General features: G+C 64.4%; 22 protein-coding genes. 13 read left to right on the plus strand and 9 right to left on the minus strand.

The genetic code is table 11. The annotated features are described in order from the left end of the window. Positions 1–87: 87 nt before the first annotated feature. On the minus strand, positions 88–651 hold the full coding sequence (locus D8Y22_RS03455; protein WP_141463319.1) for a hypothetical protein: 564 nt from the start codon (positions 649–651) through the stop codon (positions 88–90). A gap of 133 nt (positions 652–784) precedes the next feature. Between D8Y22_RS03455 and D8Y22_RS03460 the strand changes: the two genes are divergently transcribed. Continuing rightward, a complete protein-coding gene (locus D8Y22_RS03460) occupies positions 785–1,390 on the plus strand; it encodes a GNAT family N-acetyltransferase (RefSeq protein ID WP_246084345.1) in 606 nt (201 codons plus the stop codon). 13 nt (positions 1,391–1,403) lie between these two features. Here the strand turns inward: D8Y22_RS03460 and D8Y22_RS03465 are convergent, their stop codons facing one another. Together D8Y22_RS03465 and D8Y22_RS03470 are read right to left on the minus strand one after the other, a co-directional pair. Beyond that, positions 1,404–2,237, minus strand: a complete 834-nt coding sequence (locus D8Y22_RS03465; RefSeq protein ID WP_141463321.1) for a hypothetical protein — start codon at positions 2,235–2,237, stop codon at positions 1,404–1,406. A gap of 2 nt (positions 2,238–2,239) precedes the next feature. Continuing rightward, positions 2,240–3,649 (minus strand): outer membrane protein assembly factor BamB family protein, encoded by a 1,410-nt coding sequence (locus D8Y22_RS03470; RefSeq protein ID WP_141463322.1) that lies wholly within the window; start codon positions 3,647–3,649, stop codon positions 2,240–2,242. A 147-nt stretch (positions 3,650–3,796) separates the two neighbouring features. Between D8Y22_RS03470 and fen the strand changes: the two genes are divergently transcribed. From fen to D8Y22_RS03495, 5 genes are all read left to right on the plus strand, one after another. Beyond that, a complete protein-coding gene (gene fen, locus D8Y22_RS03475; RefSeq protein ID WP_141463323.1) occupies positions 3,797–4,774 on the plus strand; it encodes a flap endonuclease-1 in 978 nt (325 codons plus the stop codon). Between the two features lie 96 nt (positions 4,775–4,870). Then, positions 4,871–5,425 carry a DUF1802 family protein gene (locus tag D8Y22_RS03480; protein WP_141463324.1) on the plus strand — a complete coding sequence of 185 codons (555 nt, stop codon included), beginning with the start codon at positions 4,871–4,873 and terminating at the stop codon, positions 5,423–5,425. A gap of 104 nt (positions 5,426–5,529) precedes the next feature. After that, positions 5,530–7,800 (plus strand): catalase, encoded by a 2,271-nt coding sequence (locus D8Y22_RS03485; protein WP_141463325.1) that lies wholly within the window; start codon positions 5,530–5,532, stop codon positions 7,798–7,800. Between the two features lie 448 nt (positions 7,801–8,248). Continuing rightward, on the plus strand, positions 8,249–8,704 hold the full coding sequence (locus D8Y22_RS03490; RefSeq protein ID WP_141463326.1) for a response regulator: 456 nt from the start codon (positions 8,249–8,251) through the stop codon (positions 8,702–8,704). Beyond that, complete coding sequence (locus tag D8Y22_RS03495; protein ID WP_141463327.1) at positions 8,701–10,398, plus strand: bacterio-opsin activator domain-containing protein; 1,698 nt, start codon at positions 8,701–8,703, stop codon at positions 10,396–10,398. The genes D8Y22_RS03490 and D8Y22_RS03495 overlap by 4 nt, the downstream gene beginning before the upstream one ends. Before the next feature lie 54 nt (positions 10,399–10,452). Here the strand turns inward: D8Y22_RS03495 and D8Y22_RS03500 are convergent, their stop codons facing one another. Next, on the minus strand, positions 10,453–11,049 hold the full coding sequence (locus D8Y22_RS03500; protein WP_141463328.1) for an HdeD family acid-resistance protein: 597 nt from the start codon (positions 11,047–11,049) through the stop codon (positions 10,453–10,455). Between the two features lie 137 nt (positions 11,050–11,186). Here D8Y22_RS03500 and D8Y22_RS22780 point away from each other — a divergent pair, with 137 nt between their 5' ends. After that, complete coding sequence (locus D8Y22_RS22780) at positions 11,187–11,369, plus strand: hypothetical protein (protein WP_141463329.1); 183 nt, start codon at positions 11,187–11,189, stop codon at positions 11,367–11,369. A 181-nt stretch (positions 11,370–11,550) separates the two neighbouring features. Here D8Y22_RS22780 and arcS read toward each other — a convergent pair whose 3' ends face one another. Beyond that, positions 11,551–13,308 carry an archaeosine synthase subunit alpha gene (gene arcS / locus D8Y22_RS03510; protein ID WP_141463330.1) on the minus strand — a complete coding sequence of 586 codons (1,758 nt, stop codon included), beginning with the start codon at positions 13,306–13,308 and terminating at the stop codon, positions 11,551–11,553. Between the two features lie 103 nt (positions 13,309–13,411). On the opposite strand from arcS, the gene D8Y22_RS03515 reads away from it, so the two are divergent. Both D8Y22_RS03515 and D8Y22_RS03520 read left to right on the plus strand, forming a co-directional pair. Beyond that, the gene (locus tag D8Y22_RS03515; protein WP_141463331.1) at positions 13,412–14,548 is read left to right on the plus strand and encodes a thiolase family protein; all 1,137 of its coding nucleotides are present in this window, start codon (positions 13,412–13,414) and stop codon (positions 14,546–14,548) included. Between the two features lie 71 nt (positions 14,549–14,619). Further along, positions 14,620–15,003, plus strand: coding sequence for a hypothetical protein (locus tag D8Y22_RS03520; protein WP_141463332.1), 384 nt, complete (start codon positions 14,620–14,622; stop codon positions 15,001–15,003). Between the two features lie 14 nt (positions 15,004–15,017). Here D8Y22_RS03520 and D8Y22_RS03525 read toward each other — a convergent pair whose 3' ends face one another. Together D8Y22_RS03525 and D8Y22_RS03530 are read right to left on the minus strand one after the other, a co-directional pair. Beyond that, positions 15,018–15,350 (minus strand): DUF7521 family protein, encoded by a 333-nt coding sequence (locus tag D8Y22_RS03525; RefSeq protein ID WP_217350856.1) that lies wholly within the window; start codon positions 15,348–15,350, stop codon positions 15,018–15,020. Position 15,351: 1 nt separating this feature from the next. Next, on the minus strand, positions 15,352–15,696 hold the full coding sequence (locus tag D8Y22_RS03530) for a winged helix-turn-helix domain-containing protein (protein WP_141463333.1): 345 nt from the start codon (positions 15,694–15,696) through the stop codon (positions 15,352–15,354). A 105-nt stretch (positions 15,697–15,801) separates the two neighbouring features. Here D8Y22_RS03530 and D8Y22_RS03535 point away from each other — a divergent pair, with 105 nt between their 5' ends. Next, positions 15,802–17,916, plus strand: coding sequence for a serine hydrolase domain-containing protein (locus D8Y22_RS03535; RefSeq protein ID WP_141463334.1), 2,115 nt, complete (start codon positions 15,802–15,804; stop codon positions 17,914–17,916). A 32-nt stretch (positions 17,917–17,948) separates the two neighbouring features. Here D8Y22_RS03535 and D8Y22_RS03540 read toward each other — a convergent pair whose 3' ends face one another. Beyond that, a complete protein-coding gene (locus D8Y22_RS03540; protein WP_141463335.1) occupies positions 17,949–19,631 on the minus strand; it encodes an aldehyde ferredoxin oxidoreductase family protein in 1,683 nt (560 codons plus the stop codon). A 177-nt stretch (positions 19,632–19,808) separates the two neighbouring features. On the opposite strand from D8Y22_RS03540, the gene D8Y22_RS03545 reads away from it, so the two are divergent. From D8Y22_RS03545 to D8Y22_RS03555, 3 genes are all read left to right on the plus strand, one after another. Continuing rightward, positions 19,809–20,231 (plus strand): universal stress protein, encoded by a 423-nt coding sequence (locus tag D8Y22_RS03545; RefSeq protein WP_141463336.1) that lies wholly within the window; start codon positions 19,809–19,811, stop codon positions 20,229–20,231. Positions 20,232–20,375: 144 nt separating this feature from the next. Beyond that, the gene (locus tag D8Y22_RS03550) at positions 20,376–23,606 is read left to right on the plus strand and encodes a bacterio-opsin activator domain-containing protein (RefSeq protein WP_141463337.1); all 3,231 of its coding nucleotides are present in this window, start codon (positions 20,376–20,378) and stop codon (positions 23,604–23,606) included. Between the two features lie 231 nt (positions 23,607–23,837). After that, positions 23,838–24,533 (plus strand): helix-turn-helix domain-containing protein, encoded by a 696-nt coding sequence (locus D8Y22_RS03555; protein ID WP_141463338.1) that lies wholly within the window; start codon positions 23,838–23,840, stop codon positions 24,531–24,533. Between the two features lie 16 nt (positions 24,534–24,549). Here the strand turns inward: D8Y22_RS03555 and D8Y22_RS03560 are convergent, their stop codons facing one another. Then, positions 24,550–26,631, minus strand: coding sequence for a cation:proton antiporter (locus tag D8Y22_RS03560; protein ID WP_246084346.1), 2,082 nt, complete (start codon positions 26,629–26,631; stop codon positions 24,550–24,552). Between the last annotated feature and the right edge of the window lie 245 nt (positions 26,632–26,876).

Here is a 26,876-nt window from a genome sequence, read left to right on the forward strand (position 1 = left end):
CCGAAATCTGAGTCACGATCTAATTGAGAAATACAACGTCTCGGACTCCTCGAGATAGGCGGTACGGGAAGCCGATCGGCCGTCGCATCACCGGCCGTCTTCCTCCTCGAGCGGCGAGTGCGCCGGGCGCGTCTCGAGATCCATCAGGACGGCAAAGACGAGCCCGAGGACGATACCGAACAGGACGTGTCCGGCGAGGCTTTCGACGGCGGCAGCCGGGAAGTCGGCGGCGGCTTGGGTGCCGATCGCCTCGATCCAGACCGGGAGGACGATCAGCGGGAGGAGTGCCCAGATCGCCAGCCCAAAGACGAAGCCGGCAGCGATGACGCGAAGCGCGACGCTGGTCTGAGAGAGGGCATCGGTTTCGGCCGAGGTTCTGATGATGCCGTGGATCCGACTGCGAGTGACCAGGAAGCCAAAGATGAGCCCGAGGACGATACCGTGAGCGATGTGGATCCCCCAGCCGACGACACCGACCGGGTCGAGACCGTAGACTGCCGGAATCGCGACCGCGACGATATCGGGGTCGGCGAACCAGACGACGAGCCCGAACGCGGCGGCACCGAGCGCGCCGCCGAGTGCACCGCCGATCGGCCATCCCCACGTGCTGTCGATGCCGAACGCGGACGTGTTCTCCGTATCGGTTCCCATAGTACTCCGGCCTATCACGAACGGTGCCAAAAGGGTTTGTCCGGCAACAGACTGGTCCCGTCCCATCACCACTAGCTCCGCGGACGAGACCGGGGTCGACAATCTATTGACGGTCGCGACCGACAGCCGACCCGTGGATCTCGAGTTCGAACTCCTCGGATGGCCCCCGGACGGACCGAAACTCCAACTCGACTATCGTCGATTCAGCTACGCCGGCAAGTTCGTGATGACAAACACCGGCAAAGCCGTCGCTCGAGACGGCGACGAACTCGTCGCTGCAGTCGCGTTCAACGAAGACCGGACCGACGCGGACCAACTCTGGCTACGATACGTCACCGTCGACCGGGAGCGCCGCGGCGACGGTATCGGCCCCGAACTGCTTCGATTCGCTCGTGACCGCGCCGTAGAACGCGGTTACAACCGATTGCGAATCGCCGTCAACAACCCCTTCGCCTACGAAGCGCTCTATCGCTCGGGGTTTGCCTATACAGGCGAGACGACGGGAATCGCCGAACTCGTCCTCGAGTACCCCCGTCCCGACGATGGGGGAGACGGCGTCGATTTCGGCGACGAGACCGACGGCGAGGGCCGATCCGCTCGAGCGCGGTACCAGGCCGGCCTCGCGGAATTTCGCGATCGGGAGCTCTCCGATGCGGAACTCGATTTTCTCGACGCTCGTCGCGACAGTGATCCGCCGGCTCCCGACTCGTCGGGCGCTCGCTCGAGCGAGGGGATCTGAACGGGACTGCCGGTCAGGACGGGCGGTCGATGTCTCGGTGCGCAGCGACGACGACCGCAGCGTGTACCGTCCCCGCAATCCCGACGCTGACGACGGTGCCGACGGCGACGGCGAGCGACGAGGAGGGAACGATCTGCCCCACCCCCGTCAGGACGTATCCGAGAGAGCCAAGTCCCAACAGCAAGCCGGCGATCGAGACCGGTCGACCGCCGGTCGCCGCGAGGCTACACCGCGACGCGGTGAGCGGTCCGGCCCCCTCGAGGACGATATAGGCGGGCGCCAGAAACAGCGCGACGCCGGCTGGGACGACGACGAAGCCGAAGACGAGGAGTACGGCGCCGAATTCGCCACGAGCCCACACCGCTACCGCGGCGGTAACCGCGAATACTCCCAGCTGGACGACCACCGTGTACGCGAACAGCCAGCCGATCCGCGAGAGCGGCGGCACGATTCCGCCTGGCTCGCGAGCGAGCGTCCAGACGGCGATCGCAAAGGCGACGGCGGTTAGCAGCGCTATCGAGAGTTGCCAGCCGACGAGGAACGCGAAGAACCGGGATTTGAGTCCCAGCAGGGCGGCCGGCCCGATTTCGACCACCGGCTCGAGGACGGGGACGACCGGCACGGAAACGTGGACGAGCCCGTCGTCGGGAAACGGTGCGACGCCGACGGGGTAGGCCGACTCGAGCCGGGCAACGGTACTCGCCCCGCCGAGGCAACCGGCGAGGACGAACGGCACCGCGGCGATCGGACGCCGGCGGAGCAACGCGAACGCAGCGACCAGTATCGCCACGAATCCGTCGCTCGAGTCGGGCGTCCCGGTGCCGGATAGGGAGTCGTCATCAGCCACGGTTACTCGAGGCCGTACAGCACGAGCGTCGTTCCGAGGACGATACGATCGCCGGAGACGACCGCCGGCGTTTTCCCCCCTCGTTCCATCTCGCTGCCACCGGAGGTGCTGACCATCTCGGTGAACGTCCACAGGTGGTCGCCCGTCGATCGATCGAGGGCGTGGAGTCCATCGTCGCCGGGAACGAGTACCTGATCACCGGCAACCGTCGGCGGCGGGGTCGTCGGCCCGGCCATCGGCGCCGGTAAATCGTCGATCCTCACGTCCCAGCGCAGGTCGCCGCCGTCGCGATCGATGGCGACGATCGCGAACCGATCGGATTCGTCGTCGACCGCCTGTACGCCGACGTGATAGACGGTCGTGTCGTCGGCTGCGAGCCCGACGTGGTCGGTTCGCTCGAGTATCCGCTCCCAGTTCGTCTCGCCGTGTTCGGTCTCGAGTTCGCGGAGTCGCAGCTCGTCGTACTGGTCCGTCTCGTCGAGGGTGTAGCCGTCGCCGCCGCTGGCGACCAGACTATCCTGACTCTGGCGAGATTGCTGAATCGGTGACAGTTCGTCGTTGGTCCACGCGAGCGTGCCCTCAACGAGATCGATACCGACGAGTACTGTCTCGCTCGTGACCATGCCGTCCGCTCGCAGGAACAGTTTGACGACGACGGTGTCGCTCGCAGTGTCGACGACGTGGCCGGCCGGCGTGACGTAGTGGTCGTCCGGGGCGATCTCCTCGAGGTCGAATCGCCACCGTGAGCCGCCGTCGTCGGTTTCGCCCGCGGCGACGACGTTCGCGGTCGGGTGAAGCGAAACGACCGTGCCGTCGACGATCAGCGGCGACGCGAGCCACCCGCCACCCGGCGACCGCCCGAGCCGGGGCGGGGACATCCCGACGCCATCGCCGTCGAGCCACCAGCGAGCCCGGCTCTCGCCCAGTCCCGAAACGCTGGTCGGCCAGCCGTCAGGATCGGCAGCGTAACCGCCGATCGAATCGCCGTACGGAACCACCAAGACGCCGTCCTCGTATAGTCTCGTCGAGCCGAAGGCCATCGGCCCGGTTCCGCGACCGAACCCGCCCGACGTCCGTACTCTCGGCCCTTCGCCGGTCGCTCGATCCACGACGAACAGTCCGTTCGAGTACTGACAGTAGACGGTGCCGGAAGCGACGACGGGCGGTCGCCAGTTCGAGGCGCCGACGGACCGTTCCCAGGCGACCGAGACGCCGTCGCGAGGGAGGTCGGCATCCGGGACGAATCGCGTGCGGCCTGGGTCACGGCCGTAGAGCCGCCAGTCGTCCTCGCGGCGGGCCGGCGTCGCGTCGTTTCCGGCGCCGAGACAGCCGGCTCCGAGGGCGGTCGCGCCGAGAACAGCGCTAACGCTTGCGAGTATCGAGCGGCGGGAGGGGGCAACGGGGGCGGGCATCGAACCGTATTGTTCTCCGACACTCTCCCGATAGAATATATAGTTTCCCGTCGCAATCGAGTGCGGTTGGTACGCGCCCCGGCCGATCCACTCTGGACCGATCACGATGCCAACGATTGAAATCCCAGCCGTCCCTACGACCGTGCAATGGGAAACGCTGCACTACGGGATATCGCCGTCATCGAGGAGATTCCCTTCGACGACGTCGAGGGTGTCGTCGCTGTCGACGCCCACAACTGGCTCTACCGGTACCTGACGACGACAGTCAAGTGGACCTCGAGCGAGAAATATACCACCGCCGCCGACACCGAAGTCGCGAATTTGATCGGGATCGTCCAGGGCCTGCCGAAGTTCTTCGAGCACGACATCACGCCGGTGCTGGTCTTCGACGGCGGCCCCTCGGAACTCAAAGCAGACGAGATCGAATCCCGCCGCGAACAGCGCGAGACCTACGAGGAGCAACTCGCGGTCGCCCGCGAGGAAGGCGACGAACTCGCCATCGCCCAACTCGAGTCCCGCACCCAGCGCCTGACCGAGACGATTCAAGAGACCAGCCGCGAACTCCTCCGGCTGCTCGACGTGCCGATCGTCGAGGCGCCCGCCGAGGGCGAAGCGCAGGCGGCCCACATGGTTCGACGCGGCGACGCCGACTACGTCGGGTCGGAAGACTACGACGCGTTGCTCTTTGGCGCGCCGCTGACCCTGCGCCAGCTGACGAGCAAGGGCGATCCCGAACTGATGGACCTCGAGGCGACACTGGCCCACCACGAGTTGACCCTCGAACAGCTGATCGACGCGGCCATCCTCATCGGGACCGACTTCAACGACGGCGTCTCGGGCATCGGGCCGAAGACGGCGATCACCGAAATTACCGAGCATGGCGATCTCTGGAGCGTCCTCGAGGCTCGCGGCGACAGCATCGAGTACGGCGATCGCGTCCGCCAGCTCTTTCGCGACCCCGACGTGACCGACGACTACAGCTTCGAGACGTCACTCGATCCGGATCTCGAGGCTGCGCGTGCCTACGTCACCGACCAGTGGGGGGTCGACGCTGACGAGGTCGAACGCGGCTTCGAGCGGATCGAGGAGAGCGTCACGCAGACGGGACTGGATCGCTGGACCTGACGTTCTCGGTGCGCAAACAGCGTTCCTCGTACTGGCATCGTCTACCAGCCGTCGTCGAAACGCAGTTAGGGATCCCGAACGTTCACTCGAGCGATCATGGCTACTGTGGAGACGTCGTCGATTCCAGCGCTCAAAGAGCGAGCCGGCGTCGTATCGGCCTTGCTCGCGGGCGCCCAGACCGTCCTCGTTCGCCATCCGACGCTCGATCCCGGGGCGATCGACGACCCCTTCGTCTGTTATCCGGCCTACAGCCACCAAGAGCCGGCGCGATACCAGGATCGGTACGAGCACTACTACCACCGTTCGAGCGCCAAGCCCGAGGCCGGCATCCCGATTCGCGCGGTCGCGTCCGTCGCCGACGAGTTCGCCGTTCCGGCGACGGCCCTCGAGTCGCTCGCTCGCCACTACGTCTACACCGCCGACGGACTCAGAAACAAGTACGATCCCGACGACGAACTCCGGGTACTGTTGTGTCGCGTCGCCGAACTCGAGTCGCCCCAACTCGTTGCAGAAGACTCGGCGTATCGAGGCTGTCGAGCCTGGATCGAGCTTTCCGGGGCCGTCGATATCGACCTCGAGGCGGCGACGCCGGTGCTCGACGACGCGACGTTCGCCCAGCGACGGGCCGCGATCCGCGAGACGCTCGCTTGAGAGCGACCCGTCCCGTCCACTGCTTGCAGTGCAAGGCACCACAGCCAGTGAGTGGGATGGGGTAGGTCGTTCGAGCCACCGCCGACAGGCTCGTGCCCATATCTATGACGACCGACGATACTCGAGACACCGAGCCGGAGCAAGCGGAATCGACCACGCCAGAACCGCCCGACGAGGGGGAGTTGCCGACTCGAGCCGACGGATCGGGTTCCGGCGCCGGGACGAGTGACGATCACGGCGAGGGGTTCGACGAATCGAGCAAACAGGACCAACTCGACGAGGTTCGTGAACGTGCCGAGGGTGAGGAGCTGACCAGCGATCACGGCGTGAAGATCAGCGAGACGGACAACTCGCTGAAAGCCGGCGAGCGCGGGCCGACGATCATGGAGGACTTCCACTTCCGGGAGAAGATGACGCAGTTCGACCACGAGTCGATCCCGGAGCGAGTCGTCCACGCCCGCGGGACCGGCGCTCACGGGTACTTCCAGCCCTACGAGGACCCGGAGTTAGGCGACGAGTACGACGGTCTCGAGGACCTAACGAAGGCAAAGGTGCTGACCAATCCGGACCAGAAGACGCCGGTCTTCGTCCGATTTTCGACGGTCGTCGGTTCGCGTGGGTCGTCCGATACCGTCCGGGACGTCCGCGGCTTTGCGACGAAGTTCTACACGGAGGAAGGCAACTGGGACCTCGTCGGGAACAACATGCCGCCCTTTTTCATCCAGGACGCGATGGAATTTCCCGATCTGGTGCACGCGATCAAGCCCGAACCCGACGACGCGATGCCGCAGGCGTCGGCGGCCCACGACACGTTCTGGGACTTTGCCTCCCTCAAGCCGGAGATCACTCATATGATCATGTGGGTCCTCTCGGGACGGGCGCTGCCGCGGGCGTATCGGATGATGCAGGGCTTCGGCGTCCACACCTTCCGACTGGTCAACGACGAGGGCGAGTCGGTGTTCGTCAAGTTCCACTGGACACCGAAACTCGGCACCCACCAGCTCGTCTGGGACGAGACGACGAAACTCTGGGGCAAGGACTCGGATTTCAATCGGAAAGGGCTCTACGACGTCATCGAGGAGGGGTACGATCCCGAGTGGGAACTCGGCGTCCAGATCTTCGACGAGGAACAGGCCGAGGCGTTCGACTTCGACATCCTCGACCCGACGAAGATCGTCCCGGAGACCGAGGTGCCGGTGCGACCGATCGGCAAGATGGTCTTGAACGAGACGCCGGACAACTTCTTCGCCGAAACCGAGCAGGTCGCGTTCCACCCCGGCAACGTCGTCCCCGGCATCGACTTCTCGAACGATCCCCTGCTACAGGGACGGCTGTTCTCCTACCAGGACACCCAGCTCAACCGCTTCGGCAGCGCCAACTGGGACGAGATCCCGATCAACCAGCCGATCGCCGAACGGCACAACAACCAGCGCGCCGGCTTCATGCGCCAGGAGATCAACGAGGGCAAAGCCTCCTACAAGCCGAATTCTATCGACGACGACGATCCCCAAGAGGTCCCCGAGGCGGAAGGCGGCTACGAGCACTACGCCGAAAAGATCGACGGGAAGAAAATCCGCAACAGAAGCGAGAGCTTCGAGAACCACTTCACCCAGGCGCGGCTGTTCTGGAACAGCATGTCCGAGCCCGAGAAGGACAACATCGTCGACGCCGCCCACTTCGAACTCGGGAAGGTCGATCGGATAGAGATCCGCGAGCGGATGGTCTACGACCTCTTCAACAACGTCGACCACGAGTTCGCCACGCGCGTCGCCGAGGGAATCGGCGTCGACCCCCCGGAAGAACCCGGTAACGAGATGCCGGACCACGACCGGGAGGATCCCTCGCTTAGCATGGAGAATCGGACCCCGGACACGATCGAGACCCGCAAGATCGCAATGTTGGTCGATGACGGATTCGACGACGAACATGTCTCGGCAATTCGATCGGCCCTCGAAGAGGAGGGTGCCCGCGTCAAGATCATCTCGAGAGTCCTCGGTGAGAAGTCGGGAGTCGACGGCGAGACGGTCGAGCCCGACCAACACCACGTCGCGGCGGCCTCGGTATCCTTCGACGCGGTTGTCGTCCCCGGTGGGAGCGAGAGCGTCGACGCCATGCACCAGCAGGGCGATCCGAAGCACTTCGTCGCCGAGGCGTTCAAACACTACAAACCGATCGCCGCCATCGGCGAGGGAGCAGAACTGTTCGAGACGGTCGACTTACCGGAGACCGAAATCGCCGACGACGGCGACCTCGTCTCGGATACCGGCGTCGTTACCTGTCGGAACGATAATATCGACGACTTCGTCGAACAGTTTCGCGACGCGATCGCGGCTCATCGCCACTGGGACCGGAGTCCGGAAGCGGTGCCTGCTTGAGATGGCCTGGACGACCGATATCCCGGCGAGATCACAGACGGGTCGAGGGTTCGTCGGGACCGATGCCAGCAGTTCGTCCGAAGACTTGTCTGGACTCGCCGTCCGCTGGTAGCCACTGCACGTCACTGCACAGTTGATCGCACGACGAACGCGGTTCGGAGCGGGCGCGGTTCGGAGCGAACGGAGGAAGAGAACCGCGGCAAAGCGAACGGGGAACGAGGTGACCCGTGAGCGAGCTGTGCGATCAGTGTGTGAACCGTTGCAGTTGTTACGATAACGGCTCCCCGATTCGTCTGTCAGAATAGCTGGCTGTGCAGACGGGATGTGCCCGACACTCATTTTTTGTGAACGTCCCGAAATCCATCAGTTGAGCACTAGGTTTATCTCCAGCGGTCGACTTGTGGTTGATATCTCCAACCAACTCGAGGGGGAGGGGCAGAACACACATATGCAAGACTCTCGACCATTATCGGCCCAAATTCTGTTAGTCGAGGACAATCCGGGAGACATCCGGTTGACCCAGGAGGCGTTCGAGCAGGGGCGGATCGAGAACGATCTCCACGTGGTCTCGGATGGAGCGGCAGCGATCGACTTCCTCCGCCAGGAGGGCGAATACGAAGACGCGCCGCGCCCGGACATCATCCTGTTGGATCTCAACCTCCCGCGAATGGACGGCCAGGACGTGCTCGAAGCACTCAAATCCGATCCACAGATGCGATCGATCCCGGTCATCGTGTTGACGAGTTCGCAGGCCGAAGAGGACATCGTCCAATCGTACGAACTACACGCAAACGCCTACCTCACGAAACCCGTCAACCCGGACGAGTTCATCGATACGGTTCGTGCGTTCGAAAAATTCTGGTTTTCGGTGGTACGGCTCCCGCCGGAGGACGACCAGGTATGAGCGATACGGAATACGACACGGATACGACGCTGCGGACCGAGGCCGGCGACAACGACGCGCTCCGCATACTGCTCATCGAGGACAACCCCGGCGACGCGAGGCTCATCGAGGAGATGCTCGGCGATTCGGCCGAACTTGCTCAGCGGGTCAACGCCGACGAATCTGCGGCTCAGACGCCTGATATAACACGGGAGACGCGACTCGAGGACGGACTCGACGTCCTCCGAGACGAGCAGACCGACATCGTGTTGCTCGACTTGAACCTGCCGGACAGTACCGGGATCGAAACGCTCGAACTCGTCCACGAACAAACCGGGGCGACGCCGATCGTCGTGCTGACCGGCGTCCGCGATCAGCAGATCGGCGTGCAAGCGATCCAACAGGGAGCGGAGGACTTCTTGGTCAAAGACGAGGTTACGAGCGAGTTGCTCGTTCGAACGATCTACCACGCGATCGAGCGAGCGCGCCAGCAACGAGAGCGACAACGCCAACGCGAGCAACTCGAGACCTACAACCGACTCAATCGGATCGCACACGACATTACGCACGCGGTAATTACGACCGAAACCCGAACGGAACTCGAGCAGCGCGTCTGTGATCGACTGGTCGACGACGACGCCTATCGCTTTGCGTGGATCGGCGAGGTCAACCCGGGGAGCGACCGCGTCGTTCCGAAAGCGATGGCCGGTATCGGCGAGGACTACGCCCAGGAGATCGAAGTCACGGTCGACGAGGACGAGCCGACGGGACAGGGGCCCTCCGGAACGGCGATTCGGACCGAGTCGGTCCAGGTGATGAACGATATTCACACCAATCCCGCGTTCGAACCCTGGCATGAGCAAGCGGCCGAGCGAGGATATCAGTCCTCTGCGGCGATTCCGATCGTCCACGAGGATCTGGTGTATGGTGTGTTGAACATCTATTCCGAACAGCCCCGGGCATTTACCGATCCCGAGACTACCGTCTTCGCTCGGATGGGCGACGTCATCGCTCACGCGATTACAGCCATCGAACGGCGGGATGCACTCGTCAGCGACGCCGTCGTCGAACTCGAGTTTCAGGCCAGCGATATCGCCCGACCGCTGACGTCGCTGACCGAAACGGAATCCTGTCGGATCGAAATCGGGCAGCTGGTCCACGGCGACGAGTCGTTGCTGACCTACGGGACCGGGTACGACATCGATCCGGAGCGATTCGAATCGGCGGTCACGGAGACCGACGGCATCGACGACGTTCGTCTTCTCGCGACGCGACGGGACGAGTTCGAGTTCGAACTCGTCACCTCGACGGCGATGTCGATGTTCGAGACGATCGCCACCCACGGCGGCCGCGTCGAATCGGTGACGATCGCCGACGGCGAGTTCCGGTTCGTCATCGAACTGCCACGCGGACGGGATACCCGCCAGATGATCGAACTCATCGCGAACGACCGCGACGACGTGACCCACCTCGCCCAGCGAACCACCGACCGCAGCGGTCGGGAGGGCGTCGCCTCGATCTCCGTACTCAAAGAGGAACTTACGGAGAAACAGAAAGCCGCCCTCGAGACGGCGTTTTACGCCGGCTACTTCGACTGGCCGCGCGGAAGTACAGGCGAAGAGATCGCCGAGCGACTCGGCATCGCTCCCGCGACGTTCAACCAGCACCTCCGGACAGCCGAACGGAAGTTCTTCGAGTCGGTACTTGGCGAGTGACGACGCTACGCTCGAGGCAGGCGCCTGACCACAAAATAGCGAGTGTGTCGCCGATCACGCGCCACGGGTATCGGCTGTGGCCGCGGCCGATTCGATGTCTTTCCGGCCAGTGATCGCGACGATGCTCATCGAGAGCCCGGTCACGAAGATGCCGATGCCAACGAGGACGCCGACTGCCCAGGCCGCGTCGGCTGGGAATCCGCTCCAGAGGAGCCCAGCCAACACGAGCGAGAGCACGCCGCTTGCCGCGACGGCACCGCGACTCGCCTGACCGGCCATCCGCATCGACATCCAGAGTTCCGTCACGCCGTCGACGAGCAGGTACGCGATGGCGAGTACCGTCAGCGTCACCAGCCCAACGACGGGGTTTGCGACCAAGAGAAGGCCAGCAACGATCGAAATGACGCCGAGTGCGCCCTGCCATAACGAGCCGCGCCAGCCACGCGCGCTCACGGCGTGGACGCCGTGGACGATCCCGCCCACGACGAGCAATGCACCGAGCCCGATCGTTACCGAGAGGCCGGTCACGAACGGGAACGCGATTGCGACGAGGCCGATCAGTCCGATGACGCCGCCAGCGATAGCGAGCGTCCGCCAGCCGTGTTCGAGTGTGTCTGCTTGTGGTTCGCCGGTTGTAGTTACGTCGGTCATGAGAACGTCGACAGTTAATACGCCTCCAGAGGTGTTAAAACAATCTTATAATTATGCAGTATATCGCGCTCTCGGACCGGTCCAGTGCTTGCTACCGCTCCACAATAGTTATGTGATCCAACACGAACGCTCTTTGTATGGTCCCGCTGTTCGTTCCCGGCGCACCCGGTGGTCCCGAGTTGCTCATCATCCTCTTTATCTTCGGGCTGTTCGTGATCGCCCCGCTGGCCATCCTCCTGTACGTCGTGACCAACCGATCGAACGACGACCGGATCGACAACCTCGAGCGCCGCGTCGAGAAACTCGAGGACGAACGGTAAAACGTGTTCGACGGGCGCGAGACGGTGGCGACACACCGATGACTGATACGGATTACTGTACCGATGTACCGGCGGTGAGTCGAACTGTGTGATACGGATTGCTGTAACGATTTACCGGCGTAACCGCGACCCGGACGGCGGTTGCGCCGGAAATGACTTCCAGTAAACCGTATGATACGGATTACTTCTCTTCGACGTGGCGAATCTCGCAGGCGATACCGCGCGTGCCCTCGACCATCTCGCGGCCGAACATCTCGGCCCGACCCACGCCGAAGGCCTTCGGTCCCTCGACGACGACCTCGTCGCCCACACGAATGTCCTCGTCGGCGTCGACAACCCCCGGCGCGAGCACGCTCCCGTGGGGGACGAAACCGTCGATTTCGACGCGTTTCGTGGGGGCGTCGCTCTCGAGCCAGCGTTTCGCGCCCTCGAGGGTAAAGGAGAGCGTCCCGTAGTTCGGCACCATCGTCGCGAGTTGGGTGTCCGCCTGATCTCGGACCTGGATCTTGGGGTAGCGACTCGTCGTCTGGATGTCGGGAAAGAGGTCGTCGCCGGCCCCGTCGCCGAGCACGTAGTCCGCGATGGCCCGGACGGTGTTGTGCTCGCGCTCGCGTTTGGAGTACTTGAGTTCGCCAGAGAGGGCGTCGGAGAGTTTGGCGAGCGACTCCTCGTCGGTCGGATGGCCGCCCTCGGGAACGGTGTAGGTGATCTCGAGGTCGAGCGCGTCCTCGACACGACCGACGATGTCGCGATAGCCCTCGTCGGGGACGTGGGCGACGATATGGGGGTAGTCGTTGCGCTCGAGGTATCGCCGAAGCACGGCCGCGACGAACTCCTTTTCGTCTTCGGACCAGCGCCCTGTGACGACGGTATCGTAGTGTTGGGCCGGATAGGTCGTCTCGAGTTCCTGGGGGACGACGCCGATGGGGCTGGTCATCGAGACCGTGTGGGCGCGCCACTGGATGGCGTCGTGGAACTGCCGGTGGCTCTGGGACTCGCTGTAGGGTTTCGTCGCCGAACACGGCACGAGCACGAGCGGGTTCTTGAAGCGATTCCGGTAGCGCGTCGTCACGCGGTCGGCGAAGCGCTGGATCTCGACCCGGCGCAGCGTGTCCTCGGTCGCGGCGTCGATCTGGGCGTCACGCAGAATCGGCGTCCGTTCCTCGAGGTAGCCCCACTGGGCATCGAGTTCACGCATCGCGGCGGTGAGCCACTGGTCCTGGCGGGCCTGGCCCTCGACGTAATCCCGCAAGCGGCCGTCCCGAATTCGTCGGCGGACGATCCCGAGTTCGGCCTCGAGGGCGTTTCGGTTGTGCTCGGCGCAATCCTCGCGGGTGAACTCCTCGCGGGGCTTTTCGCAGGCCCGACAGGAGCAGGGTAATTCCTCCAAGTCCTCGAGGAAGTAGGCCTCGTCCGTCGTCAGATACCGACCCTCGGTGCCCTTCACGACGGCTGCGGTCTCGTCGAACAGATCGACGCCGGCGTAGGCGAGCACGGCGACGTTTCGGGGCGTGGCGACGCCGGAGAAGTAGACGGCGGTGTCGGTCGGCACCGTCTCGCGGACGTTCACGATCGCCTCGACCAGCGCCGCGCCGTGGCCCGTGATCGACTGGACGTCCGAGACGGCGTAGGCATCGGTCCCCTGGTCGTCGACGGACTCGCTCGAGACGACGGCGACGCTCGGGTAGTCAACGTCTGGATAGTCGACGCCGAACGATTCCTGGACCTCCGCAGCGGTGCCCCCGGGGAACGCCCGGTGTGGCAGGACGGTCAACTGCGAGTCGTCGCCCGCGGGGACCTCGCGGTTGCCGGCCCACAGCGATCCCGCGTCCGCGAGAATATCGTCGACGAGCGCCGGAGTCGTTACCGGCGACTCGAGGCGAAGTTCGCCCACTCGAGCGGCCCCGTCACGCTCGTGGACTTCGAAGTACTCGGTCATACACACACTCGGTCGGGGAGGGCGAAAGAGGCTGTCGATAAACAGTTCACTCGTCCCTGGGAGTTCGACCGGATTTAAGTCCATCAGGGTGATTCGCTAGTCTATGTCACAGACGCCAGTCGTGGTGAAGGCAGTACGGACTCCACAGGGGAAAGAAGACGGCGCGTTCGCAGACGTCCGCAGCGAAGACCTCTCGGTGCCGCTGATCGACGAGATCCTCGCCGAGACCGGCCTCTCGGGCGAGGAAATCGACGACCTGATGTGGGGCTGTGCCCAGCAACGCGGCGAGCAGGACAACAACCTCGCTCGCGTCATCGCGTTGCTTTCCGAACTCGGCGAATCGGTGCCGGCGACGACGATCAACCGCTGGTGTGCCTCCTCCATGCAGTCGGTCATCTCCGCTTCCGACGCCATCGCGGCGGGCAACCGCGACGTCATCATCGCCGGCGGCGTCGAGAGCATGTCCCGCGTCCCGATGGGCGACGGGATGTCCGACATCCACCCGCGGCTGGCCGAACTCTACAACGTCGGCGAACTCCAGATGGGGATGACCGCCGAGGCCGTCGCCGAGCGCTACGACGTCAGCCGCGAGGCACAAGACGAGTACGCCGCCCGCAGCCAGCAACGCGCCGAGAAAGCCACCGAGGAAGGGCGCTTCGACGACGAGATCGTTCCGATCGAAACCGAGGACGGCACCATCGCCGAAGACGAAGGTATCCGTCCCGGCACGACAGCCGAGAAACTCGCCGAGTTGCCGACCGTCTTCAAATCCGACGGTACCGTCACGCCCGGCAACGCGTCCCAGATTTCCGACGGCGCCGCCGCGCTGTTGATCACGAGCGAGGCCTTCGCCGAGGAACACGACCTCGAGATCCTCGCGGAAGTCGGCATGAACAACGTCGCCGGCGTCGACCCGACCGTCATGGGGATCGGCCCGGTGCCCGCGACCGAAGGCTTGCTCGAGCGTAACGGTCGCGATATCGACGACTACGATCTGGTGGAACTCAACGAAGCCTTCGCCAGCCAGTCGATCTACTCGCGTGACGAACTCGGCATCGATCCCGATATCTTCAACGTCAACGGCGGCGCCATCGCCATCGGCCACCCGCTTGGTGCTTCGGGCGCACGCCTCCCCGTGACGCTGATCCACGAACTCCAGAAACGTGGCGGTGGCCTCGGACTGGCGACGTTGTGTGTCGGCTTCGGCCAAGGTGCGGCAATCGAGTTCGACATCAACTGAGTCGCTCGTCGCCGGCCCGGTCAGCAGTCCGAGCGTGGCCCATTTTAGTAGCTTCGGGCCCTAACTCCGGTATGAGCACCGTACTGCTCGCGGTCATTATCGGCATTCCGCTGGCCTGGCATCTCGGGTTGACCGCCCTCGCGTACTACGACGCCGGCCGTGTCGGCCTCAAGCCGCCGCGAAAGTGGGCCGCGATCACGTTCTGTATTCCGTTGTTCGGGTTCTTCATCTACCTGTTCGAACGCAGTGAACTCTCCTACGACCCCGAGAGCGATCCGTACAAGGGGAACAATTTCAACATCCACCCTTCGCGTGCGGACGACGCGCCGCTACGATCGCGAGGTGACGACCGACTCGCGGTCGACGAGGAAAGTGAGGGATACCAGCCGCCGACGAATGTCGATAGTGACCGGAAGCAGACGCCGACCGACGAGCAGAGCGACGAGAACCGGTGACGGTAATCGCTCCGTCACATTCGGAGCGCGTAGACGATTATCAACAGCCCGATCACCTGGCTGAGTTCCGACGCCGCCACGATTGCCTGTTCTGCAACGGATGGTACCGCGACGAGCGCAACCAGTGGGAGACCGCCCAGAAAGAGCACGAACGGCACACCGAGAACGAGGACGAACCCGACGGCGAGATACAGCATCGGTCGACTCTCGTTGCGTCGATACCCCCGGTACGCGATGTAGGCGATGGCGATGCCGACGAGTGCCTTGGCGACGTTGATTACCATCATCGCCGCCTCGAACCGGGTCGGCTCGAGCGCTTCGCTCACTTGTAGCGGGAGTTCGATCATCTTACATCTCCTCGATCAGCTTGGTGAAGCGGTCGGCCATCGGTTCCCGTCGGTCGATACGAAACTCGATCCCCTCGTCGTCCAGTTCGACGACAATCCGTTCTAAATTCGTCGCGTACACCGTGTGGTGGTGCCCGTGGTCCGGATCCGGTCGCGTCTGCTCGACCAGGAGTTCACAGCGTCGCATGTCCTCGAGTCGACGATACACCGTGGGTTTCGAGGCGTCACATCGCTCGCTCAGGGCGCTTGCTGACATGGGCGTGCGGTAGATTTCGGTGAGGATGCGACGCGCCGTCTCGTCTTCTAACAGCGCCGCGAGGTCCTCGAGTGGACGCTCCTCACTCACAGTAGCTCCGTTGTGGTGGAGTACGTATAAAGTCGTGACGGCGACTTCACCGGCTGAAGCCGTGCTCGAGGGGCTATTGAAACCGGTCTCGAGGGAACGAACGAGATGGGACCGACAACACACGACGCGACCCGAGTGGCCGACTCGCGGCCACGGGTCGAAGAACGCAACCGCGTTCGGTCGACGGTCAGGGCGGTCGTTCTCGTAATCGTCGTCAGTTCGCTGTTGGTTACGGCGATTTCGGGGCCCGCTGTTGCTGCGGCTGGGATACCCAACGACGACAGGGCCGAAACCGACGACGTGACCGACGAACGCGTGGTCGCCGACGATCCCGAGGAGCTCGAGGCGTTCGTCGACGACGTGATCGCCGAACAGCGAGACGAGCACGACGTTCCAGGGGCGACCGTCGCCGTCGTCGAGGGTGACGACGTGGTGCTCACGAAGGGATACGGCGAGGCCGACGTGAAAACGGGAACGCCCGTCCGGGCGAACGAGACCGCCTTCATGGTCGGTTCTGTCGGCAAACTCGTCACCTGGACCGCCGTGATGCAGGGCGTCGAGGACGGCGTCCTCGATCTCGATGCAGATGTCAATACCTATCTCGAGGACTCCGACGTCGACGTGCCTGATACGTACGACGAGCCAGTGACGCTTCGACACCTCGGGACGCACACGGACGGCTTCGACGCGACCCCCACGGCTGGAATGGTCACGGAGGCCGAGGACGTAACGTCGCTCGAGACGGCGCTCGTCGAGAACCGGCCCGAGCGAGTCAGACCGCCGGGCGAGACGGCCGGTTACTCAAACTACGGCGCGATGCTCGCCGGCCACGTCGTCGCCGAAGCCTACGACACGACCTTCGAGGAGTACGTCCAGGCAGAAATTTTCGGCCCACTCGAGATGACCCACAGTACGTTCGCCCAACCCGTTCCAGCGGACCACCCCGGTGACCTCGCGTCGCCGCACGCAAACACCGGTGACGGCGTCGAGCCCGCCGAACGGACGTACATCAACTGGCTCCCCGCCGGATCGATGAGCGCGACCGGCGAGGATATGGCTGCGTTCACGAGCGCCCACCTCGAGAACGGGAGCGTCGGTGACGCCCAGATGCTCGAACCCGAAACCATCGAGACGATGCACGAGACCCACTACGAACGTCATCCGGCGATCAACGATTGGCGCTACGGCTTCTACGAGTACGGTTCCGCCGACGACGATCTGCTCGCACACTCCGGCGGGACGATGCACGAGACGAGCAAACTCGTCCTGGCTCCGGCCGATGACGTCGGAATCTTCGTGAGCTACAACGTGCGCAACGAGGGCGCACCACCCAGCGACGTCGTCGACGAGATACTCGCCGAATACGACCTGGCGTCCGATCCGGGCGAGCCAGACGAGGCCGACGACGCCACGGCCCAGCGGGCCGACGACGTCGCCGGCGAGTACCGGACGACGATGCTGCCGGAAAACGGGCCAATGCAGGCGCTCGAACCGATGACACGACTGTCGATCGAGGCCATCGGCGACGGACGACTCGAGAGCGACACACTCGGGATGGATCGCCAGGAGTGGGTCGAAACGGAGCCCTACGTCTTCGAGGAAGTCGACGGCACGGACGTGCTCGTGGCCGAGGTCGACGACGGTGACATCGAGGCCCTCCACACGAATCTCGCCCCGATGATGACCTACGAACCGGTGGTCGGTCACGAGCGAACGCTCGTCGTCGGTGCGACCGTCGGGGGTGCACTCCTCGGATTCGCGCTGTCGCTGCTCGGCTGGACCGGGCTCGCGCTGTGGCGCGTCGGCAGACGGTGGCGGGCGCGTTCGGCAGTCGCCGAGGGATCCTCACGAACGGACGTGCAACCTGTTCGACAACGAGTTCTCACGACGAGTCGTGCTCGGCTCGGCGATCCAGCGTGGCTCGCACGCGCCGCAGGGAGAGCCCTCTGTGTCGTGTCCCTGGGGTTCGGTGTCGCGTTCCTGTCGGCTATCGGTATCGACGGCGAGCTCGCGTTCGTCACTATGGCGCTGCCGATGCAGTTCGCGTTCGTCCTCGCCCCGCTTGCGGCGCTGCTTGCGGTCGCGACGGCGATCGGAGCCGCTCTCGCGTGGCACGGGGGCTACTGGTCGCGACGTGCTCGCATCCACCAGACAGTACTCGCGACTCTCGGACTCGCGTTCGCGTGGTACCTGGTCCAGTTCGGGCTGGTCGGCGGCTAAGCGACCGAAAGCGGAACGCGATCGGGTGGCGATCAGTCGTCGGCAGGCGCGCCGCTCGAGCCGTCGAAGGCGTCGGGGACGGTGCCGTCGTCTGTCCAGCCGCGTTCGTCGTAGTATTCGGAAAGCCCGTCCTCGAAGTCGGGAATCTCGTAGGGCAGCGTGTCGTCGTCGCGGTCGAAACCGCGCTGGTTGTTGAAGTGCCGTTCGAGGGTGACGACCTCGTCGCCGAGTTCGAGCAGTTCGTCGTAGTCGGCATCGAGCAAGGTCTCCATGCGCTCGTCGGTCATGAAGTCCCGGGAGAACTTACAGAGGACGGCGCTGTCCTTGATCGCGTTGATGTTCTCGAGTTCGACGAGCTTCGGCGGTTTGCCCTCGAGACCCTCTTTCTCGAATGCGTCGTCGGCGTCGACGAGGGGGTACTCGTAGGGGTAGAACTCGGCGTACATGTGATCGGCGCCGCGGTTCGAGGTGGCGAAGGCCAACCCCTGACCGTTCAGGGTGCGGCCGTCGTGGGCGGCGAACTCCATGCCCTTGACCGACCAGTTCTCGACGCCGAGGTCCTCGTGGACGCGGTCGACGCCTTCCGCGAGGTCGTCGCCGATATCCTCGCGGTAGGCGATCTTCTCGACGAGGTCGTGGATCAGGTCGACGTTGCCGAACTCGTCTTCGCTCGCGAGATACGCCGAGACGACATCGCCCGCAGAGATCGTGTCGAGGCCGAGTTCGTCACAGAGCTTGTTCGACTTCATCACGTCGACGACGTCGTCGACGCCCGCGTTCGAGCCGAAGGCCATCACGGTCTCGTACTCGGGACCTTCGGTCTCGAGGCCCGTCTCCTCGTCTTTCGTCGGCAGTTTGCAGGCGAAGGCACAGGCCGAGCAGGTCCCTTTCTTGTACTTCTTCTCGGCGACGGCGTCGCCGCCGATGTCGTCGGCGCCTTCGAACGAGAGTTCCGAAAAGTACCGGGTCGGCAACGCCTCGACCATGTTCGCATACCCCGTGACCGAGGTCGTTCCGGATTCTTTCATCGGGTGGTCGGCTTGGGCGGCTTCGCCGTGGATCTCCATCTGGACCGGCGGAATCTCGACCTCGTGGGTGGAATCGCCGTCGAAGGTGACCGCCTTGACGTTCTTCGATCCGAGGACGGCACCCAGCCCGCCGCGACCGAACGCGCGTTCCTTCGAAGTCATGAGCGAGGCGAACCGAACCTCGTTCTCGCCGGCCGGGCCGACGACGACCGTGTGTTCCGACTCGAGGCCGTGTTCGTCTTCGATGTACTCACAGGTTTCCGAGACGGTCGCTTCCGCGAGGTCGGGGACGGCTTCGAACTCGACGCCCTCGTCGGTGACGTGGACGACGACGAGGGCGTCGCTCTCGCCGGTGATCTCGACGGCGCTGTAGCCCGTGCCGGTGAAGTTCCGCGAGAGGAATCCGCCGGCGTTCGAGGACAGCAGGCCGTCGGTCAGCGGCGAGAGGCCGGTCGCCGACATTCGGCCGGTAAAGCTCATCGTCGAGTGCTGGAGCGGCCCCGTCGCGAGAAAGAGGCTGTTGTCGGCCCCGAACGGCTCCGCGTCGAACGGAATTCGATCGTGGGCCAGTTTCGTTCCGAGCGCTCGCCCGCCGAGATACGACTCGACGATGTCGTCGATCGATTCGGTCTCGAACGACTGCTCGCCGACGTCGATCGTACACAGTGGTCCTCGTACGTGTTTCATATGACATAGTCTGACACCGCCGACTGCAAAATGGTACCGGTTCCGGCGGCCCGTTCGTCGTCGATCCTCGGACCGCTTTCGTCCGGCCCGGTGACGATCGACCCACGACAGCAGCGGTGGGCGTAACCGGCAACCGCAGGTCTGTAATCTATCCGACTGACTGCACAACTCGGTCACATGTATCAGGATCTCCTACTTGCGACGGACGGTAGCGACGGTGCCAGGCAGGCAACCCAGCACGCGATCGAACTGGCGACCCGCCTCGAGTCGAGGCTTCACGTCGTCTCGGTCGCCGAGGAAGGCCCGCACAGTTCGTCGAAACGCGACGAGATGCGGGCCGACGAAGAAGGCGACGCCGAAGCCGCCGTCGCGGAGACCGAACGCCTCGCCGAGGACCACGGCATAGCGACCACGACGACGGTACTCGAGGGCGTTCCGCAGGAAGAGATCGTCGCGTTCGCACAGCGAGGGTCAATCGACATGATCGTCGTCGGGACGGTCGGTCGGACCGGCGTCGATCACCTGCTACTTGGCAGCGTCGCCGAGGAGGTCGTCCGCAACGCCCCAGTTCCGGTCGTCACCGTTCGAGCCGACGAGTAAGACGACGTTACTCGCCAATACGCGAGCGATAATTTTCCCGTCGCATCCGGTACCGGCGGTCGTGACGACCGCGTTCGCGTCGACGATCGCTCGAGCGATGACGCTACAGTCCCGGCTGACAGCCGATCCGGTGGTGATCGACCAGTGAGCGATAGCGTCTCGACCGCTACCGGCGACGTCAGACGGGTCCTCGTCGTCGGCGATAGCACGGCGCTTGCAGCGACGGTCGAGGCGTTGGCGAACGCGTTCGATCCCACCGCGGTCGTGCGAGCCCCGACGGTCGAGGACGCCCGGGATCGCCTCGCGGAGTCCACGGTCGACTGTCTCGTCTGCCCGTTCGATTCCGAGTCGGAGGATTCGCCGCTGCGAACGCTCGCAGCCGAGTTCGACGCCATCCCGATCGTCGCGCTGACGGATCCCGCGGCCCAGGAAAGCGCACTCGACGCCGGTGCGACGGACGTTCTCGAGCCTGCTGCATCCAGTCGCGTCGTCGCGACGCGGGTCAGCAACGCGATGGCTCGAGCCCACCGACAGGACAGCGAGGACCAGCGCTACCGATCGATCCTCGCGAGTACGACGGCGATCGTGTGGGTACTCGAGTCCGACGGTACGATCGCCTACGCGAGCCCGTCGATCGAACGCCGACTCGGTCAGACGCCCCACGAACTCGAGGGGGCGTCGTTCACGCAGGTCGTGCATCCGGAGGATCGGACCGCGATCCGAGAGACGATCTCGACCGTCTCGTCCGCCCAACTCGGCGAACACGTCAGTACGACCGTTCGACTGGGTCGCGGAGACGGCACGTGGATCGCCGTCGACCTGACGGCCGTCAATCGCCTCGGGGATCCGGCAGTCGGTGGCATCGTCGCGACGACGACCGTTCCGGCGGTCGATGATCGGGGCGCTCTCGACCGGCTCGAGGAGGCCGCGTTCACGCTCGGCCCACATTCGGAACTGCGATACTACAACGATCGGGCGCGGCAGCTCTTCGACGGCGATCCGGTGCCGGGAACGGTCGTCTGGAACCTCCTCGACGAGTCGCTTCGCGAGATGCTGTACGAGTACACCCAGGAGGCCAGGGCGACGGCGTCGACTGTCGAATTCGGACTGCCGGCACCCGACGGAGACGGACGTCTCCTCGTCACCGTCGCCCCCGGTGACGACGGCGTTACCGTCCTCGCACGCGAGCTACCGGAGGACGAATCGATCGACGACGAACGGTTACGGGCCGTCGATTACGAGCGTCTCGAGCTGCTCGAGGCGATCGTCGATACCATCGCGGACGGCATCGCGATCGTCGAGGATTCGACGCTATCGTTCGCGAACGCGACGCTGACGGAGTGGAGCGGCGGCGAATCCCCCGTTGGGCTCGAGATAGACGACGTCTTCGACGCCGATCTCGCTGCGACCGTCGGCGAGCGTGCGGCGTCGGCGCTCGTCAGATGGATGGAGCCGATCGAAGGCCGACTCACGGTCGATCCCGAGTCGCGACCGATCGACGTCTACGTCGCGCCGCTGCCAGAAGACGACCGGACACTCTGTGTGATTCGCGATCGTCGGCGGTCAGGGAGCGAGACGCTGTCGGCCCTCCACCGGACGGGGGCCGCTCTCCGACGGGCGAGCACCCGTCGCTCGGTTCGCCAACACGCTCTCGAGGGAATCGTCGACGCAACCGACGCCGACTACGTCGGCTGGTATCGCCTCGAGGACGGGCTGCTCAGGCCCGCCGCGACTGCGACCGAAACTGCGGGTGAGGTCGTCGAACCACCGGCGATCGCCTACGACGGAACGCCGATCGCGGACGTTCTCGACGGCACCGACGGCGTCGTCGAGCGCGCGGATCTCGGGCCGGTGCTGTCGCGTGCCGGCATTCGAGCCGAACGCGTCCTCGCGATCGCGACCGAGACGGACGGGATCGTGCTGGCGGCGAGTACCGATCCGTTCCCCGACCACCGGTTCGAGACGGTCGCGATCGAGACGATCGTCGATGCGGCGACGGGAACCCTCGAGACTCTCGCGGCTCGCGACCGCGTTCGTGCGTGTCAGCGCGACCGGACACGTCTCGAAGGTCGCGTCTCGCAGGCGCGGCAGTTGCAGGCGATCGAACGGGATCTACTGACGGCGGAGACGCGCACTGCCGTTGAACAGTGTCTCTGTGACGGCGTGGGATCGCTCACTGGTGACGACTCGGAGTCATCGGGTGCGATCGAGTTGGCCTGGGTCGGACGCGTCGACGCAGGGTCCGAACGGATTACCCCCCAGACCTGGGCCGGGTCAGCCGTCGACGCTGCAGCCGAGACAGGCGAGGGGTCGACCGCCGACGGTGGCTCGCTGCCGTCGCTGCTCGAGTCGCTGTCGATTCCGGTCGATCCCGACTCGCCGGCGCCTGCAGGGCAAGCGGCGGCGACCCACGAGGTGACGGCGACCGACGACCTCGAGACGGTAGCAACCGACGCATCCGGCACCCTCGCGGACTGGTATCGGGCGCTCACGTCCCGGGGCGTCGGCCACGTAGTGAGCCTGCCGATCGAACACGACGGCTTTCGGTACGGCGTGCTCACGCTGTATGCGAAGCGACCCGAGGACGTCGACGAGCACCGCCACAACCTGTGTCTGCACCTGGCGGCCGTCGCCGGACATGCCATCAGTTCGATCCAGCGAACGCAGGCGTTGCTCGCCGATACCGTCACCGAACTCGAGGTCGGCCTCGAGAACGACCACGAGCCGCTGTCTGCGGTCGCCACGGCCCTCGAGCGACGCGTCGACGTTCGATCGGTCGTCCCGCGTTCGTCGGGCGGATCGACGGTGTACTGTACCATAGCGAATACCGATCCGACCGAGCTTCGCTCGATGAGCGACGCGGTCGACGGACTCGAATCGGTTCGCCACGTCGGCGAGGAGATCGACGGCTCGCCGATCGAACTCGTCTTCGAGCGCGAGACCGTCGCGGAGACGGTCGCCGAGCACGGCGGTCGCGTTCGATCGATCGCACCCGACGGCGACCGGACGCGGCTCGTGATCGACCTGTCGACGACCATCGAGGTTCGATCGTTTCTCGACGTGCTCGAGCGATCGTTTCCGAACGCGACGTTGCTCGCTCGCCGCGAGCACGACCGGTCGGCTCGGCCCCGCCGAGCGTTCGACGCGGAGCTGCGTGACCAACTGTCGGAACGCCAGCTCCGAACCCTCGAGACGGCCTACTACAGCGGCTTTTTCGAGTGGCCACGCGAGAGTACGGGCGAGGAGGTCGCCGAGTCGTTAGGCGTCTCCCAGCCGACGTTTAGCCGTCACTTTAGGACCGCCCAGCGAAAACTGTTCGAACTGCTCTTCGAGGACCGCCTCGAGTCGAACGGGAACCAACTGAACGACCACTGATGACACCTCAAGTACTATTACTCGACGTGTAGCGCTGGTAACTCCCAATTTATTCACACCGGAAATATTCAGCAAAGACGACGCATGAATAGATATTGATGACTGCTTTCTGATCGGTTTCGTATATAGCTGCTACGACCATGTACGTCCGGTCGAATCGAAATAGGTGATGACTGCAGATCCGGTAACGAGTACTTACGTGGGTCGTTCACATGGACGGCGGATGTCGCCGTGAGTATCGACGTCGCCGATGGCGAAGCCGAGCCGACGACGCTTCGCTCGCAGGCCGATGGCGGGATCGTCGCACAACTTCGACTCGACCACGACGATCTCGTCTTGCGGCCGACGCTTCGGCAAACGCTCGACGTGACCGTCGAACCGGAGTACTGGACGACGCTCGAGACCGGAGAGACGTTGCTGTTCGTGACCGCCTACGGAGACACGTTCGGCGGATTCGAAGCCGCACTCGAGCGGGATACGACCGTTCGCGATCCGGTGTTGGTCGATCGCTACCCCGACAGACGGGTCTATCGCGTCGGTGTCGCCGATCGAGCGATCCGATTTACCGCCGGCACTGCGGCCGTCGGCGGTCGGCTGCTCGAGATCACGAGCTCTCGGGATGGCTGGCTCGTCCAACTGCGGTTCCCGAGTCGGGACGATCTGGTCGCGTTCAACGAATTCTGTCGCGAGCGAGATATTTCGGTCACCGTCGAGCACCTGCGCGTCTCCGACGACGGCGACGACGGCGTCGTCGCGCTCACGGAGAAACAGCAGGATCTCCTCGCTGTCGCCCACGAGGAAGGCTACTTCGACGTCCCCCGCGGTATCTCTCAGGACGAACTCGCGACACGACTCGGCGTCTCGAAGTCGGCGATCTCCCAGCGGCTCCGGCGGGCGATCGGCGAACTCTGCGAGGCGACGCTGTAACTCGTTTTCGAACCGATCACTTGAACCGGAGATACTGCCGGTCGTACTCGGGTTCGCCCTGGCGCGGATGGATCACGATAAACGATTCCGGCGGCAACTCGACCAGCCGTGACGGCAGGTCCTCGAGTTCGCTGTGCCAGCCGACGTCGCCGCGTCGCGGGGCGATCGCGACGATGAGGTCGTCCTCGTCGGCCGCCGACTCGAGCGTGGGCAGGAGTTGCCCCCAGTCGTCGATCGCGTCGAACTCGGCCGGCACGTCTTCCTCGACGAGGTCGAACAGCTCCTCGAACTGATGAGCCGATCCCGCCACGACGACGACCTCGAGATCGGCACCCAGTCCCGCCGCGAGGCGCTTGACGAGGTGGACGGATTCGTAGAAGCCTTCGTGATGGTCGGCCCCGATGGGGACGGCGACGACGATGCGACGGGTCGTGTTGATCGGGTGGCCGAGTCGGGAGACGAGTACCGGCAGCGTCGTTCGTTCGAGCACCTGGTCGATGGTGCTCCCGAAGATCCGGTGGCGGAAGCTCTCGGCGGCGTCCCAGCCCATGATAATCTGGTCGGCCTGGACCTCGACACCGCCCTGTACGATCCCCGAAGCGACGTTGTGATTGACCCGTGTCTCGGTCGCGATCGGTACTTCGGCGGCGCTGCCGGCCGCGGCGAGCTCGTCGAGGTCGGAGCGGACCGCCGCGACCTGTGACTCCGTCGAGCCGCCGCGGTCGGGCTGGACGACCGTCATGACGGTGACCGGCTCGGTCCCGCCGTCGCCCTTGATGACGAACGCGAGCTCGAGCAGTCGTTGCTGGAGTTCGGCGTTGTGCGACAGCGGTAACAGAACGTTGGGATCTCTCGCCCGGTCGTCGCCCTCGCCGACGTCGCGCTCGAGGGCGAGTCGCGTCGCGGCGCGTTCGGTCAGCCACGGGCTAACGAGGGCGGTGACGAGCAACATCAAGACGACGGCGTTGAGGATCTCCGCGGTGAATAGCTCGGCTTCGAAGCCGACGAGCGTGATCGCCAGCGCGGCCGCGGCTTGGCCGGTCGAGAGCCCGAAGATGACATCGCGTTCGTGTCGCGTGTAGCCCTGGATCTTGGCGACGAGCCAGGCGGCTCCGCCCTTCGTCAGGAGCATGACGCCGATGATGATCCCGGCAGTGACGAGCGTCGCGGGACCGTCGAAGATCACCTGCAAGTCGACGAGGATCCCGACGTAAAAGAGGAAAAACGGGATGAAGAAGGCGTTGCCGACGAACTCGATGCGGTTCATCAGCGTGCCGCCCTCGGGGATCTGCCGGTTGATGGCGATGCCGGCGACGAACGCGCCGAGGATGGGCTCGAGGTCGAGCAGTTCGGCCAGGCTCGCGGTCGCGAAGATAGCGACCATCACGAACAGAAACTCGAAGTAACTCTCCTCGCTGAACGTCTGGAAGAACCATCGCGAGGCCGGCGGCACGACGAACCACGCACTGGCAAAGAGGATCGCAAGCGCGAGGCCGACCTGGCCAAACAGCGCGACCGAGAGCTCGCCGCCGACGGCGCCCACGACGACCGCGAGCACGACCAGCGCGATCGTATCCGTAAACAGAATCCCGCCGAAGACGGCGGTGACCGCCCGGTTTTTCGTCACGCCGAGGCGGTTGACGATCGGATAGGCAAGCAGCGTGTGGGAGGCAAAGACCGCCGCCAGCAACATCGCCGGCAGGAGCTCGAGCCCGAGCAACGAGTACATCGCCGCCGTCCCGACGCCGAAGGGCAGAAAGAAACTCGTCAGCCCGAACAGCGCCGCGTTCTCCGGTGCCTCGATGAACCCGCGAATATCGAGCTCGAGGCCGACCGTAAACAATAGATAGATCAGCCCGACTTCGCCCAGCAGTTCGATCGTCTCCGAGTGGTCGACGACGCCGAGCGCCCCTGGGCCGACCAGCGCGCCGAAGACGACGATACCGACGATGCCGGGCTGGCCGACCCGTTTGGCCAGGAGCGGCCCGCCGAGAAAGATCACCATCGCGAGCGTAAAGACGAGTACCGGTTGCTCGAGTGGCACCTCGAGAACGGCAGACGGAAGCGACGATAGCGTCGACGTATCGACTCGGAGCAATGTAGTCGTCGCGGGAAACGGCCGGGTCAGTAATAAAATATTGGATTGGAACGATACGTTTCTGATCGAACTGCGATTCCGTTCGAAAACGTATCGATACGTGTGGTTGACATCCTCCTTCGCCTGAAGGCGGAGGAATCCTGAGCGTTGGAGTTTCACCTATGGAAACGCTGCTGTCCGAACAAACCACCGCTGGCGACAAAATGATTACGCCGTCCAAGAATCTGCTACTTTCCCAGCCGATA

It is taken from the genome of Salinadaptatus halalkaliphilus, assembly GCF_006543045.1.
Lineage (GTDB): Archaea > Halobacteriota > Halobacteria > Halobacteriales > Natrialbaceae > Salinadaptatus > Salinadaptatus halalkaliphilus.